The sequence below is a fragment of the Erwinia wuhanensis genome (assembly GCF_030484085.1).
GTDB lineage: Bacteria > Pseudomonadota > Gammaproteobacteria > Enterobacterales > Enterobacteriaceae > Erwinia > Erwinia aeris.
On sequence record NZ_JAUJUH010000002.1, the window covers coordinates 285,304 to 301,229 of the forward strand.

Genomic DNA, 15,926 nt, shown 5'->3' on the forward strand with positions numbered 1-15,926 from the left:
GGGACTGCGAGGGCTGTAGCTATACACCCGCCGTGACCTGTTTGTACATAACGGTAGTCGCTTCCGGTTCGCCACGGGTCGAGAGAGCAAAATACGGGATCTGCCCGCAAACCTGCCAGCCCTGCGCCAGGTAAAGCTGCTCGGCCGCATCGCCGGAGCGCGTATCAAGCACCAGCAGCGTTTTGCCCTCCTGCTCCGCCAGCCGTTCAGCGCGGCCTAACAGCTCACGAGCGATGCCCTGCCGTCTGGCATCAGGATGTACCAGCAATTTGGCGATTTCTGCACGATGAGAGCCGTTTGGCTTGCCGCAAAATTCTACGATGACCGTGCCGACAATCTCCTGCTGTCGACGTGCAACCAGCAGCCGCTTTTCGCCGCTGGCGAGGCTGGCGATTACCCCTGTCCAGAACTGTTTCATAGGTGCAGGTTCGTTACTGACAAAGCCGATACTGGCGCCCAGCGCAACACAAGCGCTCAATACATTGTATAATTCATCCTGGCCTTTAGCGGCCTCTTCTGCGGTAAGAAGCGAATAAGTGATAGTGGTCATAAGTAGCAGATCGTCCTGTAAATCGTGCTTTGGCGACACGTGGATTAACGGGTAGACTACCGTTATCGTGCGTGACGGAGACTGAGGGTTTCCCGCCGCGTTTCAATAAGATATACGACGTGGCGCCTCGCCCGGCAAGTTGTACAATTAAATAATAGTTGTACAACAATAGAGAGTTGGTTAGGCTCAGGGGAGTCAAACAGGTTTAAGGAAAGGCATGGCTTTATACAGTATTGGTGACGTCGCCGAACGCTGTCGGATAAATCCTGTTACGCTTCGTGCGTGGCAGCGCCGCTACGGTTTGCTGAAACCGCAGCGCACCGAAGGCGGCCATCGTCAGTTTGATGATGAAGATATACAGCGTATTGAAGAGATTAAACGCTGGATAGAGAGCGGCGTACCGGTAGGCAAAGTTAAAGCGCTGCTGGAAGGCGAAAGCGTTAACGCGCACGACGGCTGGATGACGCTACAGGAAGAGATGATGACGGTATTGCGTCACGTCAGGCCCGCTAAGCTCAGAGCAAAAGTGGCAACGGCCGGTCGGGAACATCCGGCGGCGGCGCTGATTGACCATGTTTTTATTCCTATCCGCCAGCGACTGAACCTGGATCAAAATACGGCCAGAACGATGTGCAGCCTGCTTGACGGCATCCTGATCGATTACGTGACCTTCTGCCTTGCAGGCAGCCGCAAGAAGCCCGGCAAGGATGCGCTGATTATCGGCTGGGGCACGGAAGATCGTACGCGCATCTGGCTGGAGGCCTGGCGTCTGTCGCAGCAGGGCTGGCGTATGGAAGTGCTGGCCGAACCGCTGGAGATGCCGCGTCCTGAACTTTTTCCCGGCCAGCAGCTGTTTATTTTCACCGGCAAACCTCTGACGCGCCGCCAGCAGGAGCAGATCGCCCACTGGCAGGAACAGGGCTACGCCGTGGCGCATCAGGCCGCATAGCTTTATGGTCATCGTCGCCAGCACCCTGCTGGCCTCGTCCGTTTTCTCCTGCTAAAAACCAGCAAAGGCTTAACGTCCGCTCAGTAAAAGCGATATACTTTGCTCTCTTTTTTACGGCAGGCGGATAACGGTATGAACTGGCAGAAAATCGGCGTAATTTTTATCTTCTTAATGATGGCGCTGGGCGGTATCGGCGGCGTCATGCTGACCGGCTACACCATCCTTATTCGCGCTTAAACCGCCGTAGCAGGCGCTCGAAAAGGCGGTCCGTCACGATCGCCAGCAGCGCTACCAGGCAGGCTCCCTGTAAGATATAGGCGGTATTAAAGCCGCTCAGCCCGATAATCACCGGCGAGCCCAGCGTGTTAGCGCCCACCGTTGAAGCGATGGTGGCCGTGCCGATATTAATAATCACCGAAGTGCGGATCCCGGCCAGGATCACCGGCGCGGCCAGCGGCAGCTCTACCTTAAACAGTATTTGACGCGGACTCATACCGACGCCCGCCGCCACCTCGCGCAAAGTCGGCGGCACCGCGTCAATACCGACCAGCGTGCCCTGTAAGATCGGCAGCAGCCCATACAACAGCAGCGCGACCATCGCAGGCTGTTCGCCAAAGCCGATAACCGGCACCGCCAGCGCCAGCACGGCCACCGGCGGGAAGGTCTGGCCTGCGGCCACCAGCGTTTCTACTACCGAGCGAAACTCCTTTCCCGCCCGGCGCGTTACCGCAATACCGGCGCCCAAACCCACTATCACCGCAGCGAAGCTGGAGAACGCCACCAGCCGGATATGCGCCAGCGCCAGCCGGATAAAGCTTTCCTGCTGGTAAAGCGGCCTGTCGAGCTGGGGAAAAGCGCGCGCGAACAGCGGGCCGCTATAGGGCATCAGCAGCAGCAGCGCTACAAACAGTAAAATCAGCCAGAGGAGCGGATCGCGAAGCAGGCGCATATTATGGCTTCTTTTGCCGCAGTAAATCGGCAAAATGCAGCACGCCGAGCGGCTGCTGATTGCTGTCCCGTACCGCCAGCCGGTCGGTTCCACGCGCAATAAACAGCGACAGGGCTTCGCGCAGCGTCAGCGTTTCCGCAATGCCTTCCTCCTCCAGCCATTCGTCTCGCCGCGCCGCCTCGCCTGCCAGCCCCAGCGAAAGCAGGCGAATACCCCATTCGCTCTGGCCGAAAAAGCGACGCACAAAGTCATTAACGGGTTTTGTCAGCAGCGCCGTCGGCGTGCCCTGCTGCACCACTTTGCCGCCGTCCATTAAGACCAGCCGGTCTGCCAGCGCCAGCGCCTCGTCGATATCGTGCGTTACCAGCACTATCGTCTTGCCGGAAAGGCGATGAATACGGGCAATTTCCTGCTGAAGCGTGGCGCGAGTCACCGGATCGAGCGCGCCGAAAGGCTCATCCATCAGCAGCACTTCCGGATCGGCTGCCAGCGCTCTCGCCACGCCAATACGCTGCTGCTGCCCGCCGGAAAGCTGATGCGGATAGCGATGGCGAAACGTCTCTTCCATATTTAGCAAGGCCAGCAGTTCACTGACGCGCGCGTCGATTTGCGGCTTGCTCCAGCCCAGCAGTTTCGGCACGGTGGCGATATTTTTTTCTACCGTCCAGTGCGGGAAAAGCCCGGTGGACTGGATAACGTAGCCCATTCGCCGCCGCAGCGCCTGCGGGTCGAAGCGACGGATCTCTTCGCCGCCAAAACGTATCGCGCCCTTATCGTGTTCGATCAAACGATTAATCATCTTCAGCGTGGTCGATTTACCGCAGCCGGACGTGCCGATCAGCACGGTAAATTCGCCTTTGGCGATATGCAGCGTCAAATCGCTGACCGCCGCCTTGCCCGCAAAATATTTACTCACCTCTTTGAATTCAATCACTGGCGTTGTATCCCGGAGAGCAACAGCTTAAATAACGTATCCACCGCCACCGCCAGGGCGATAACAGGGATCACCCCCAACATGACCAGATCCAGCGCGCTGCTGAGCAGGCCCTGAAAAATGACGGCCCCGAAGCCGCCCGCCCCGATCAGCGCGGCGATAACCGCCATGCCGATGGTTTGCACCGCCGTGACGCGCAGACCGGCAAGTAGTACCGGCAGCGCCAGCGGCACCTCGACCTGGCGGAATATCTGGCCGCCGCTCATGCCCATGCCCCGCGCGGTTTCAATCACCGCTTGCGGCACGTTCTGCAACCCGCTCACGACGCTACGCACCAGCGGCAGCAGCGCATAGAGCACCAGCGCGATTAGCGCGGGCGCCATACCGATGCCGCTGATGCCTAACGTGGTCAGTGCCGGAAACTCGCGCGCCAGCCCGCTGAGTGGGGCGATAAGCAGGCCAAACAGCGCGACGGAAGGCACGGTCTGAATGATATTCAGCGTGGCGAAAACCGATGACTGTATGGCCGGACGACGACAGCAGTACCAGCCCAGCGGCACGCCGATCAGCAGCGCCGGCAAAAGCGTGCCGCCCAAAATCAGCAGGTGTCGTGACAGCGCCTGGTCGAAGACATCGCGCCGGTTGGCATACTCTTTCAGCAGGGAAAGCGCGTCGAGCTGGCCGCTCAGCAGCAAAAAGACCGCCGGCAGCCAGATCTGCGCGTTCAGCAGCAAACGCCATAACGCCTGTCGGGTCAAACGGCTGATGGCATCTGTCGCCATCAGCAGCGCCAGCGCGGCTGCCAGCCAGAAGCCGCTGCCCAGAGAGGTTCTTGCCAGCGGATGGCCCTGCTGCGCCAGCGAGGCGGCCGCATAACCGCCAGCGGCGATCAGCGCGATAAACAGCGTTTCGCTACAGAGCAGCGTTAAGGCCAGGCTGGTGCGCTTCTGCGGCCAAAAAGCGAGCAGCATCAGTAACAATGCGGGCAGCAACAGCCACCAGCCCAGGCCGTTGGCTACCTGTTGCAGCCCAAGCGGCTGACCGGAAACAAGCCGGTTCGGCGCCCAGTTGAGAAACGGCAGCGCCGTCAGCGCTGCCGTCAGCAGCAGCGCCAGCGTCAACGTAACGCGGTTATGTACCCGAATAGTCATTTTGCCGCGCGTGGCTACAGATTTTTCTGTTGCAGATAGTCGGCAGCCACTTTTTTCGCGTCCATCCCTTCTACCGCAATTTTGGCATTAAGCTGCTGCAGCGTTTTTTCATCCAGCGAGGCGAAAACCGGCTTCAGCCAGTCGCCGATTTGCGGATACGCTTTCAGCACCGCTTCGCGGATAACCGGCGTCGGCGCGTATACGGGCTGCACGCCCTTGGGATCGCTCAGCGTTTGCAGGCCAAGCGCCGCTACCGGGCCGTCGGTGCCGTAAGCCATCGCCGCGTTAACGCCGGAGGTTTGCTGCGCTGCCGCTTTCAGCGTAACGGCCGTATCGCCGCCCGCTAGCGACAGCAGCTGATCCTGATCCAGCTTAAACTGGTAGGCACGCTCAAAAGCGGGCAGCGCGTCGGGCCTTTCGATAAACTCCGCCGAGGCCGCCAGCTTAAATTCGCCGCCGCTTTTCAGCCAGGCACTGAGATCGGCCAGCGTGGCGAGCTTGTTTTTCTGCGCCACATCGCCGCGTACCGCGATGGTCCATGTATTGTTAGCGGGCGACGGCGTCAGCCAGATCAGATGATTTTTCTCGCCGTCGAGCTTCTTAACCAGCTGATAGCCTGCCTGGGCATTTTTCCAGGCGGGATTTTTCTCGTCGTGGAAGAAGAAAGCGCCGTTGCCGGTATATTCCGGATAGATATCCAGTTCGCCCGCCGTGATGGCGCCCCTGACGACCTGCGTATTTCCCAGCTGAATTTTGTTCACGGTTTTTACGCCGTGTTTATCCAGCACCTGTAAAATCAGGTTGCCCAGCAGCGAACCTTCCGTATCAATTTTCGACCCGACCTTTACCGCCTCCGCCGCCTGCGCGCCGCCCGCCATCGCCAGCCAAACCGCCAGCGCCAGCGCGCCGCCCAATCTTATGCTTTTAGCCATTTCGCGTTTCCCTGTTATCGACTCAGCTTCAAGAGTAGCTGAAGAATTAACCACTTAAAACCGCCGCCTTACAACTAAATTACATTGCACCGTTTGGTTGTAACTTATAACCAGCGGGAATTTAACTCTGCCAGTGCCGGGAGTATGCTCACAAACCACACCACTAAAACTGAATATAACCTCATGACTGACTTAACGGCTGAATCGCATGTCGCCACGGCAGGGAGCGAGCCAACGGGCGAAACGTTGTTTATCCGTCAGGCTGCGGACGTTGCAACGCTGGTCAACAACAGTACCCAGGCGCGTAGCAATGCGCATATCGTGATCGCGATTGCGCTGGGTGGCGTGTTTCTGGACGCCTACGATCTGGGCGCGCTGGCGTTTGGCATGAAGGACGTCACCAAAGAGTTTGGCCTGACGCCTGCGGGCGCAGGCATGGTGGCTTCCGCTATCGCCTTTGGCGCTATCGTCGGCGCGCTGATTGGCGGCTATCTCGCCGATAAAATTGGCCGCTACCGCGTGTTTATGGCCGATATGTTTTTCTTTGTGGTGGCCGCGCTGGCCTGCGCTTTTGCGCCAAACGAATACGTACTGGCGGGCGCGCGTTTTGTGATGGGGCTGGGCGTGGGCATCGATCTGCCGGTAGCGATGGCTTTTTTAGCGGAGTTCTCGAAGCTGAAAGGACGAGGCAACAAGGCGGCCAGCATTGCCATGTGGTGCCCTACCTGGTATGCCGCTATTTCTGTCTCTTATCTGCTGGTGCTGTTTTTTTACTCGGTGCTACCGGAAGCACAGGCGGGCTTGCTGTGGCGGATTATCCTGGGCTTTGGCGCGGTACCCGCGCTGCTGATTATCGCCGTTCGCAGTCGCTATATGAGCGAATCGCCCGTCTGGGCCGCTAACCAGGGCGATTTGCATGGTGCGGCCGCTATTTTACGGCGCTCTTACGGCATCAATGCGCAGGTGGCGAAAGAAGCCGATCTGACGCCCGCCGTGCCGGTTCGTCGCGCCAGCTGGCGCAACTATGGCGAACTGTTTAAGGGCATTTACCTGCGTCGTACGCTGCTCGCTACCGTTACCGCCGTCGCTTCGGCTTTCGCCTATAACGCCGTTGCGTTTGGATTGCCGGTGATCCTCTCCAGCTTTCTGGCGCAGTCGATGCTGACCACCATCCTGGTCTCGCTGGCGCTGAATCTGCTGTTCGCCTTTGTTGGCGGGCTGCTGGCGGTACGTTTAGTGCCGCGTCTGGGCGCCTGGCGGATGACGGTAGCCGGCTACGGCTGCCAGTTTGTGGCGCTGCTCGGCCTGGCGCTGGTGGGCAGGCCGGACGACGGCACGCAGGCGGCGGTGTCTGTCGCCATGCTGGCGCTGTTTCTGCTGGGCCAGGGCTTTGGGCCAGGCTCGCATACCATGACTTTTGCCTCGCTTAGCTATCCAACCTCGCTACGCGGCGTGGGCGTGGGTATGAACCAGACGCTGATGCGCGGCAGCTCTACCCTGTCGCTGTTTCTGTTTCCGCTGCTGTCGGCGGCGCTGGGCACTAACGTGTTCTGGGTCATCGGCCTTGCGCCGCTGGCGGGCCTGCTGGCGCTGCTGCTGGTACACTGGGAGCCGTCAGGCTACGACGTGGACGCCGAGGATTTTACGGCTGAACCGCCAGCGCGGCCGCAGTAAAGCGGGCAAATTCGGTGGGGATGCGGGCGAAGGTATGCAGAAACCACGGCGTAAAACGCTCGGGGTGCACCGCCATTTCCTGCTGAATTTCCGGCAGAGAAGCGTAGCGCCAGTCGTCCGCTTCTTCCGGATTAGGCTGCGGCAGCTCATCGCTCAGGGTAAACAGGACGTGACCATATTCATGTTCGATCAGGCCATTTGCCAGCGGCAGGTAATAGCTCAGCTCAAACATGGGCTGTAGCCTCAGCGATAACCCCATTTCTTCATTGAGGCGTCGCTCGGCCGCGTGTCGCGTCGACTCTTCCGGGTAAGGATGGCCGCAGGTGGTGTTGCTCCACAGCCCGCCGCAGTGGTATTTACCGCTGGCGCGCCGTTGCAGCAGCAGCTGATGGCGGGAGTTAAACACGTAAACGGTGACCGCGCGATGCAGCAATCCTTTCTGATGAACCTCAAGCTTTTCCATTCGACCGATGGCGCGATCCTGGTCGTCGACCAGGATAACTTCGATTGCAGACATGCACACCTCTTAAGAATTATCTCAGATAATTGTGGCATATCTTTGGCGGCCGTGGCTGGGTAAAATCGAGCGAAAGTATGACGGCTTAGCCAGCCGGCGGATCCACCAGCTCGGGCCGCGCCCGAAAGACAGGATTACACCCCGCCTCGGTTAAACGTTCCACTAATTGCAGGCCGCCTTGTGGTTCCTGTTCGACGAATTCCTGCTCGGCGGCCGTCACCGGCGTGGCCCATAACAGCGTCACTTTTTCTCCTTCGCGCGGCGGCAGTGTGAAACTGTCGCCCAGCGTGGCCGAAAGCAAAAAGCCTTCAAAACCTATCGGCGCGACGGCGGAAGAGAGCGTGTGCCCTTCGCCCAGCCAGCTGAGGCGCGCCCAGGGAAAATGCGCAAAGCTTGCCAGCGCGCTGGCCATCTGCACCGCGTTCTCTTCGCTCATCACCTCGCCGTCGATCGCCATCGCCAGCTCGATACGGCGATGATCGGCAGCGTCTTTATCCTTATAGAGGAAATCGATCCACGGCATGGGCCGGATGCTCATGCCCAGCGTCAGAAAATACCAGTTGCCCTGATGATAGTGCTGCGAGATGGCCATTGGCGGCCAGCTGCCCTGGTCGATAGCGTAGTACTTTAGCGACTCGCCATATTGCGTCTCGTAGTAGCGCAGCATTTCTCGCTGAATGCCTTCCCACGGTTGGGCATCCTGCCAGTCGCGCCAGAAAAGACGATCTTTCTCCGCCCGCGCGTACCAGCTGTTGGTAGAGGCGGAACCCAGCGGCGCGGTCAGCCGGTTCTCTTTGATGCAGCCAGCGGAAAAGCTGACCTGTTTATCCTGATACAGGCTCCAGCCGGGAATAACCGCCAGCAGCTGCCCCTGATACCAGAGCGCCGCACCGTCATCGCCGGGCGTCCAGATAACCTGCAGGCCTGCCGGATGCAATATCGGCTCCGCTTCCAGCGTGCGGCAGTATTCGGCGCTGAGCAGCGGCGGAATGCCCTGCGCCATCGCCTCGCTGTCTTCCTGCGCGGGCGCGGGCAGCAGGTTCCTCAGCCAACAGCCGCGCACGGCAAACTGGCCGCGAAACGGCTCGGCCGGACGAATGTAGAAATAGGCGGTGCGCTCATCCTGCTCAACCGTGGCAATAAGGGTTTGTTGCTGATTAAAGACTTCAGCCAGCCGGTACGTCTGTGTCATAGCGCCTCGACAAGGGTTCAGGGTCATCCCTTTTCCCGGAATTTCCCGGAGAATAGAGCAGGATGCCCGTGCGCGCCATGTCACAACAAGGGTAATAATCTCAAATTTCGCGCCCCATGCGCTGCATGGCACGATAATAGCCGCCGCGACGCACGCACCAGCGCAGCCCGGACGCCAGCCATTTCATCCGCTGGCGGATTAGCGCCCGCCGCCAGCCGGAAAAGCGAAAGCCAAACTGCTGCTGCGTCCATTCGGGCAAAAGCTCAATGCCCGCCATCATCATAGTGCGCATGGCCGGACGCGCCTGCCAGCTCGGCGCGGGCATGGTCAGCAGCACGGCGAGCACCGCTCTGGTGCGCTCGTCACAGCGCAGCTGCGGCCGCATCGCCGTCAGATAAGCCTCAACTTCCTGTACCGTTTTCGGCACCTGCTTCGCACCCAGCGCTTCGGCCACCACGGCGGCCTCCGCATAATAGCGATCCTGATCCTCGCGGCTGAGCTGCGGATTTTTATAGCGTAAATGGGCAGCCAGAAAGCGGCTGGTTTCCGCCACGTGTACCCAGGTCAGCAGCGCCGGATCGCTGGCGGCATAGGGGTTGCCCTGGCCATCAACGCCCGTTACCCGCAGATGGATCCGTTTTACGCGCTCAATTAACGTATGGGCGTCCGCCGTGTTGCCAAAGGTGGTCACGGCGATAAACTGGCTGGTGCGCCGCAGCCTGCCTGACATATCCTCGCGAAAGGTTGAGTGATCCCAGACGCCTGCCAGCGCCTGCGGATGCAGCATCTGCATCAGCAGCGCGGAGATACCGCCGCACAGCATCGACGAGAAATCGCCGTGCACCTGCCAGATAACGCTGTCCGGCCCGTAAAGACCGGGATCGCCAGGCGGCTGGCTGAGGTCGAAGTCGTTCATCGCCAGCCCGTTCAGGCGAAAGACCTGCTGCTGGATCCTGTCTCTGAGTGAAAGCATTATTTTCCTGATTTTGGGGCGTTAATGACGTCTGATACAGCCCAGGCTGCGTTTTCGGGCAGTTCATCTTCGTGCCAACGTGACATCCGGCCTTGCCGATGTAATAAATTATATAATATTCCTTTGTTCTTTTTTAGACTTTGCAAGCAAGATGATACTTCGTTATATTTCTCGAGTAGCTTACTCAGCCTTTAAATCAGATATCAAAAGGATAAGGGAATATGCTTGAACCAGAAAAAGGATTATTAACCTTCAGAGCTGAAGGCAGCAATAGTAAATATACCAAAAGCGCGCGCCCTATGCTGGCTGGTGCACATAATAATCCACAGGAACTTATTAATTATATAAGAAATACGCCGACCCTTCGTGATGATGAGCCTGCCAGACAAAGAGAAAACTATTTACTGGAGTCGCGATGAAAAAATCTCTCGCGTTCGTATTACTTATCTGCCAGGCGAGCTTTGCTCAGGAGAATTGCGCGACGATCACCAATAGCGAGCAGTACTATAACTGCTCATATATCAAAAAGGAGGCCGCTACCAAAAGGCTGGATGCTGTTTACAGTAAGTATTTAACTGAAGTTACTCATAGCCACACTGAGCATAAAAATATTGGTGAGGATCTTCTGGCTAAAATTAAAAAATCTCAGGTAGCATGGCTTAATTATATGCACGCTACTTGTGATATTTATGCCTTTCAGATCGACGAAAATAACCAGCGTCATACCGCGGCAATTAATCAATGTGTTACTGATATGTCGGAAAAAAGAGTCACGGAGCTGGCAGAAATGATAGCCAATATTTAACCAGTACAAGCCACGCCAGCCGGTATGCTCACCGTTAGTTGCCCGGATTTTCTTGCCGCCAGGGGGCAGGAATGTACAAACGCCGTCTACGGTAGCAAATCGGCGGCCATACCACGACGAAATGCACAAATGCCCTCTGCAGCGGCAAGCTGGCGATCGTAGCGGCGGCGAAAGCTTTCCAGCTGTTATCCAGATTATGTAAAAAGGTCACGCGTGGTTCCTGACTGAAAAATCCACCATATCGGTGCGGAAACTTCGCATCACAGGGAGAGTCGGGCGCAGGTAAAAATTTTGATTGCGCTTAATTCCGCACGCAATAACCTTTATGCTTATCCGCTTTAACCCGCAGGGAAAAGGAAAAGCCATGAGTATCACTATCCGCCAGGCCCGTCCGGCAGACGCGCAAACCATTTACGCGATGATTTATGAGCTGGCCGTTTATGAAAAAGCGCCGGAAGAAGTTGTGACCACGCCGGAGGAAATTCGCGAGACGCTGTTTGGCGCAGAAAGCAAAACCGAAGCGCTGATTTGCGAAGTGGATGGCACCGCCGTCGGCTATGCGGTGTTTTTTACCAGCTACTCAACCTGGCTTGGCCGCAACGGCATTTATCTGGAAGATCTCTATATTTCGCCCGATGCGCGCGGCAACGGCGCGGGCAAAGCGCTGATTAAGCATATTGCGCAGCTGGCCGTGCAGCGCCGCTGCGGTCGTCTGGAGTGGAGCGTGCTGGACTGGAATCAGCCCGCTATCGACTTCTATTTAAGCATTGGCGCCGTGGCGCAAAGCGAATGGGTGCGTTATCGCCTGGACGGCGACGCGCTGCTGAAATTTGCCGAAGCAGGAAAGTGAAAAGGAGGCGAATATTCGCCTCCTGATGTCTACAGCCGGGCCTTCACGCCCGGTTTTTACAGGTAATCAAATTCCGCATCGCTGGTGTGAACAGAATCCAGCCCGATCATCACGCTGAATTTACCTGGTTCCGCCACCTGCTGCATTTTGGCGTTCCAGAATTTAAGCGCCTTCACGTCAACAGGGAAGGTCACGGTCTGCGACTCGCCCGCTTTCAGCATAATGCGCTTAAAGCCCTTCAGCTCCTTCACCGGGCGGCTAACGCTGGCGACCTGGTCACGCAGGTAAAGCTGCACCACGGTCGCGCCGTCAAGCTTGCCTGTGTTGGTCACCGTGACCGAAGCCGAAACCTGACCGTTACGCGGCATGGTTTTAGCCGAAAGCGTGACCGGCGATACCGTAAAGCTGGTATAGCTCAGCCCGTAGCCAAACGGATAAAGCGGGCCGTTCTCCGCATCGTAATAGTGCGAGGTATATTTGTTCGGCCTTGCCGGATCGTAAGGCCGCCCCGTGTTCAGGTGGTTGTAGTAGATTGGGATCTGCCCTACCGAACGAGGGAAAGACATCGGCAGCTTGCCGGACGGATTGTAATCGCCGAACAGCACGTCCGCGATGGCGTTGCCGCCTTCGGTGCCGCTGAACCAGGTTTCCAGCAGCGCATCCGCTTCGCGGCTCTCTTTAACGATAGCCAGCGGGCGCCCGTTCATCAGCACCAGCACCAGCGGCTTGCCGGTCGCCTTCAGCGCGCTAATCAGCGCCTGCTGCGAAGGCGGAATGGTGATATCACTGCGGCTGGACGCTTCATGCGCCATGCCCTGCGCTTCGCCCACCACGGCAACCACCACATCCGCTTTTTTCGCCGTCTCTACCGCTTCGTCCAACAGCTGCTGCGGGGTGCGCGCATCCACCGTGACCGCTTTTTCATAGAGGTTCAGAAAGTCCTGAATGCCCTTGTTGTCGCTGACGTTAGCGCCTTTGGCGTAAAGCAGCGTGGCTTTGCCTGCGGTAGCGTTTTTAATGCCTTGCATGACGGTAACGGACTGCGAGGCAACGCCTGCCGCCGACCAGCTGCCCATAATATCGCGCTGGCTGTCGGCCAGCGGGCCGATCAGCGCAATAGTGCCCGCTTTTTTCAGCGGCAGCGTGTCATTGCGGTTTTTCAGCAACACGATGCTTTTGCGAGCGACATCACGCGCTTCCGGCCGGTGTAAGCGGCTTTCGGCATTGGTGTCTTTGGGATCGCTCTCCGCCGGGCCAAGATGGCTGTAGGGATCGTTAAACAGCCCCATATCATATTTGACGTTAAGCACGTGGCGCGTGGCATCGTCGATATCCGCCATGCTGACCGCGCCGCTTTTTACCAGGTTCGGCAGATACTTGCTGTAGTATTCGTCGCTCATGCTCATATTCACGCCGGACTGGATGGCGACACGTACGGCATCCTGCGGATCGCTGGCCACGCCGTGCTTCATCAGCTCTTTGATCGCGCCGTGATCGCTGATGGTGATGCCTTTGAACTTCCAGTCATCCCGCAGCAAATCTTTCAGCAGCCAGCTATTGGAAGTGGCAGGCACGCCGTTGATTGAATTCAGTGAGACCATCACGCCGCCGCTGCCCGCGTCCAGCGCCGCTTTGTAAGGCGGCAGATAGTCCTGCGCCAGCCGCTGCGGGCTCATATCCACCGTGTTGTAATCGCGACCGCCCTCTACCGCACCATAGGCGGCGAAGTGCTTCACGCTGGTCATCACCGAATAGCGATCCGCCGGGCTTTTGCCCTGCATGGATTCCACCAGCATGCGGCCCATCTCCGAGGTCAGCCAGGTATCCTCGCCGAACCCTTCCGATACCCTGCCCCAGCGCGGTTCGCGCGTGACGTCCACCATCGGCGCCCAGGTCATGTTCAGGCCGTCGTCCGCCGCTTCATAAGCCGACACGCGCCCCACGGTTGCGATAGCATCCAGATCCCAGCTTGCCGCCAGCGCCAGCGGAATAGGGAAAACGGTACGCTGACCGTGTACCACGTCATAGGCAAAGAACAGCGGAATTTTCAGGCGGCTGAGCTGCATCGCCTGATCCTGCATCGCGCGGATATCGTGGCGCGTGACGGTATTAAAGATCGCGCCGACCTGCTCTTGCTTGATCATTTCCCGGATAGCCTCTTTCGGGTTATCCGGGCCGACGCTGATTAACCGGAGCTGGCCGATTTTTTCATCCAGCGTCATTTTCTGCAGGAGGTTGCTCACAAAGGCATCGCGAGCTTCGGGCGTCAGCGGGTGCTGCCCGTGGTTATCGTCGGCAAAGGCAGGCTGTAGCGCCAGCGCAACGGCGAAGCTAACAGAACAAATCCATTTCATCAGGGTAGTTTCTCTCAGGTAAACGACAGAAAATCGTGCGGCGAGTGTGCCATAAGTTGAGGATAGCAGGTAGTTTTCAAGCCGGTTGAGCCTGCTTTAGTTCAGCGGTGCTAAAGTTAGGGCGTGCGATAAAAAAGGACACAAGGATATGAACAGACCCTCATCAACCGGCAGCAGGCTGGTTTCGGAACTGGGCCGCATCGTCGGCCGCGCCCACTTGCTGACCGATCCGCAAAAAACCGAACGCTACCGCAAAGGCTTCCGCTCTGGCGAAGGCGAAGCGCTGGCCGTGGTGTTTCCCGGCACGCTGCTGGAACAGTGGCGCATTTTACAGGCCTGCGTGGCGGCAGACGTCATCGTGCTGATGCAGGCGGCCAATACCGGCCTTACCGAAGGCTCGACGCCAAACGGCAACGATTACGATCGCGACATCGTGATTGTCAGCACCCGCCGGATGGATAAAATTCAGCTGCTGGATGACGGCAAACAGGTGCTGGCGTTTCCCGGCAGCACGCTTTATCAGCTGGAAAAAATCCTTAAGCCGCTGGGGCGCGAACCGCATTCGGTGATTGGCTCCTCCTGCATTGGCGCGTCGGTGCTGGGCGGCATCTGCAACAACTCCGGCGGTTCGCTGATTAAGCGCGGCCCGGCCTACAGCGAAATGGCGCTCTATGCGCAAAAAGATGCCAGCGGCAGGCTGGTGCTGGTAAACCATCTTGGTATTGAGCTGGGCAGCACGCCGGAGCAAATTCTCAGCCGGCTTGATGATGAAACCTGGCGGCCTGAAGATGTGCGCTACGACAGGCGACACGCGTCGGATCACGACTACGCGGAACGCGTGCGCGAAGTCGAGGCGGATACGCCCTCCCGCTTTAACGCCGATGCGCGGCGGCTGTTTGAGGCTTCCGGCTGTGCGGGCAAGCTGGCCGTCTTCGCCGTGCGGCTGGATACCTTCACCAGCGAAAAAGCCCAGCAGGTTTTTTATATCGGCACCAATCAGCCTGCCGTGCTGGACGAGCTGCGCCGCTATATCCTGCAACACTTTAACGAACTGCCGGTGGCAGGCGAATATCTGCACCGCGATATGTTTGATATTGCCGAAACTTACGGTAAAGACACCTTTGTGATGATCGATAAACTCGGCACCGATAAAATGCCGCTGTTTTTCGCGCTGAAAGGCCATACCGACGCGCTGCTGAAGCGCTTCTCGTTTATTAAGCCCAACCTTACCGACCGCGTGATGCAAAAAATCAGCGGCCTGCTGCCTTCACACCTTCCCGCCAGGCTGAAAGCTTACCGCGATCGTTTCGAGCATCATCTGATGTTGAAAATGGCCGGGCCGGGCGTGGAGGAAGCGCGCCAGTACCTGAAAGATTATTTTCAGCAGGCGGACGGCGACTATTTTGAGTGCACGCCGGAAGAAGGCGGCAAGGCCTTTCTGCATCGCTTTGCCGCAGCAGGCGCGGCCGTTCGCTATCATGCGGTGCATCAGCAGGAAGTAGAGGATATTCTGGCGCTGGATATCGCCCTGCGCCGCAACGATCGCGACTGGTTTGAAAAGCTGCCGCCGGAATTTGACGACGCGCTGGTGCATCGTCTTTATTACGGCCACTTTTTCTGCCACGTCTTCCATCAGGATTACATCGTGAAAAAGGGCGTTGACGCGCATGCCCTGAAGGAAAAGATGTTGCAGATCCTCAGCGAGCGCGGCGCGGAATATCCTGCCGAACATAACGTAGGCCATCTTTACCAGGCCAAACCGCAGCTGAAAGCTTTTTATCAGCAGCTCGATCCCACCAACAGTTTTAACCCCGGCATCGGCAAGACCACCCGGGCGAAAAACTGGGCGGAGTGTGGCTGTACAGGGAAAGCGGAACGCTAAGCCAGATAGCGGCATGACCGATAGTCATGCCGCCTCAGACTGCTGACAAAGATAAAGATAAAGATAAAGATAAAGATAAAGAATACGTGCGAACCGGACTTTTTGCAGCGAAACCGCAGCCCCGCAGCAGCAGAGGCTGAGCGGATAAGCGGACCGTTTTGGCGCATGGACGCGCCAAACGAGCCTGGAGGGACGTGCGCGTCCGTGTTCCGAT

Annotated in this window: 16 protein-coding genes; 7 read left to right on the forward strand and 9 right to left on the reverse strand. The window is 57.9% G+C overall.

The annotated features are described in order from the left end of the window. Window positions 1-19 precede the first annotated feature (19 nt). On the reverse strand, window positions 20-550 hold the full coding sequence (locus QZH36_RS05745; RefSeq protein ID WP_253454794.1) for a GNAT family N-acetyltransferase: 531 nt from the start codon (window positions 548-550) through the stop codon (window positions 20-22). 217 nt (window positions 551-767) lie between these two features. Between QZH36_RS05745 and QZH36_RS05750 the strand changes: the two genes are divergently transcribed. Beyond that, complete coding sequence (locus QZH36_RS05750; protein ID WP_253454795.1) at window positions 768-1,499, forward strand: MerR family transcriptional regulator; 732 nt, start codon at window positions 768-770, stop codon at window positions 1,497-1,499. Between the two features lie 132 nt (window positions 1,500-1,631). Then, complete coding sequence (locus QZH36_RS05755) at window positions 1,632-1,736, forward strand: protein YohO (RefSeq protein WP_125288804.1); 105 nt, start codon at window positions 1,632-1,634, stop codon at window positions 1,734-1,736. Here the strand turns inward: QZH36_RS05755 and QZH36_RS05760 are convergent. Genes QZH36_RS05760 through osmF form a run of 4 tightly spaced genes read right to left on the reverse strand, consistent with a single transcriptional unit; the run spans window position 1,723 to window position 5,465 of the window. Then, the gene (locus QZH36_RS05760) at window positions 1,723-2,448 is read right to left on the reverse strand and encodes an ABC transporter permease (protein ID WP_301729803.1); all 726 of its coding nucleotides are present in this window, start codon (window positions 2,446-2,448) and stop codon (window positions 1,723-1,725) included. The genes QZH36_RS05755 and QZH36_RS05760 overlap by 14 nt on opposite strands. A gap of 1 nt (window position 2,449) precedes the next feature. Then, a complete protein-coding gene (locus QZH36_RS05765) occupies window positions 2,450-3,382 on the reverse strand; it encodes an ABC transporter ATP-binding protein (protein ID WP_301251265.1) in 933 nt (310 codons plus the stop codon). After that, window positions 3,379-4,533 (reverse strand): ABC transporter permease, encoded by a 1,155-nt coding sequence (locus tag QZH36_RS05770; protein ID WP_301251266.1) that lies wholly within the window; start codon window positions 4,531-4,533, stop codon window positions 3,379-3,381. Before QZH36_RS05770 ends, QZH36_RS05765 begins: the two co-directional genes overlap by 4 nt. Window positions 4,534-4,547: 14 nt before the next feature. After that, window positions 4,548-5,465: a glycine betaine ABC transporter substrate-binding protein OsmF gene (osmF, locus tag QZH36_RS05775; RefSeq protein ID WP_301251268.1), complete on the reverse strand. Its 918-nt coding sequence runs from the start codon at window positions 5,463-5,465 to the stop codon at window positions 4,548-4,550. 183 nt (window positions 5,466-5,648) lie between these two features. On the opposite strand from osmF, the gene QZH36_RS05780 reads away from it, so the two are divergent. Continuing rightward, the gene (locus tag QZH36_RS05780) at window positions 5,649-7,139 is read left to right on the forward strand and encodes an MFS transporter (protein ID WP_301729804.1); all 1,491 of its coding nucleotides are present in this window, start codon (window positions 5,649-5,651) and stop codon (window positions 7,137-7,139) included. Here QZH36_RS05780 and idi read toward each other — a convergent pair. The 3 genes from idi to QZH36_RS05795 all read right to left on the reverse strand — a co-directional run bounded on the left by idi (window position 7,108) and on the right by QZH36_RS05795 (window position 9,821). After that, window positions 7,108-7,656 (reverse strand): isopentenyl-diphosphate Delta-isomerase, encoded by a 549-nt coding sequence (gene idi, locus QZH36_RS05785; RefSeq protein ID WP_301729805.1) that lies wholly within the window; start codon window positions 7,654-7,656, stop codon window positions 7,108-7,110. The genes QZH36_RS05780 and idi overlap by 32 nt on opposite strands. Before the next feature lie 85 nt (window positions 7,657-7,741). Next, window positions 7,742-8,848, reverse strand: coding sequence for a suppressor of fused domain protein (locus QZH36_RS05790; protein ID WP_301729806.1), 1,107 nt, complete (start codon window positions 8,846-8,848; stop codon window positions 7,742-7,744). A 100-nt stretch (window positions 8,849-8,948) separates the two neighbouring features. Beyond that, on the reverse strand, window positions 8,949-9,821 hold the full coding sequence (locus QZH36_RS05795) for an oxygenase MpaB family protein (RefSeq protein ID WP_301729807.1): 873 nt from the start codon (window positions 9,819-9,821) through the stop codon (window positions 8,949-8,951). 221 nt (window positions 9,822-10,042) lie between these two features. Here QZH36_RS05795 and QZH36_RS05800 point away from each other — a divergent pair, with 221 nt between their 5' ends. The 3 genes from QZH36_RS05800 (at window position 10,043) to QZH36_RS05810 (ending at window position 11,476) form a co-directional block, all read left to right on the forward strand. Beyond that, a complete protein-coding gene (locus QZH36_RS05800) occupies window positions 10,043-10,240 on the forward strand; it encodes a hypothetical protein (protein ID WP_301729808.1) in 198 nt (65 codons plus the stop codon). Then, complete coding sequence (locus tag QZH36_RS05805) at window positions 10,237-10,626, forward strand: lysozyme inhibitor LprI family protein (RefSeq protein ID WP_301729809.1); 390 nt, start codon at window positions 10,237-10,239, stop codon at window positions 10,624-10,626. Before QZH36_RS05800 ends, QZH36_RS05805 begins: the two co-directional genes overlap by 4 nt. A gap of 364 nt (window positions 10,627-10,990) precedes the next feature. Further along, window positions 10,991-11,476, forward strand: a complete 486-nt coding sequence (locus QZH36_RS05810) for a GNAT family N-acetyltransferase (protein WP_253454807.1) — start codon at window positions 10,991-10,993, stop codon at window positions 11,474-11,476. Window positions 11,477-11,532: 56 nt separating this feature from the next. Here QZH36_RS05810 and bglX read toward each other — a convergent pair whose 3' ends face one another. After that, entirely contained in the window at window positions 11,533-13,830 is a 2,298-nt protein-coding gene (gene bglX / locus QZH36_RS05815) for a beta-glucosidase BglX (RefSeq protein WP_301729810.1), read from the reverse strand. A 148-nt stretch (window positions 13,831-13,978) separates the two neighbouring features. Between bglX and dld the strand changes: the two genes are divergently transcribed. Further along, window positions 13,979-15,712 (forward strand): D-lactate dehydrogenase, encoded by a 1,734-nt coding sequence (gene dld / locus QZH36_RS05820; RefSeq protein WP_301251279.1) that lies wholly within the window; start codon window positions 13,979-13,981, stop codon window positions 15,710-15,712. Window positions 15,713-15,926 lie beyond the last annotated feature (214 nt).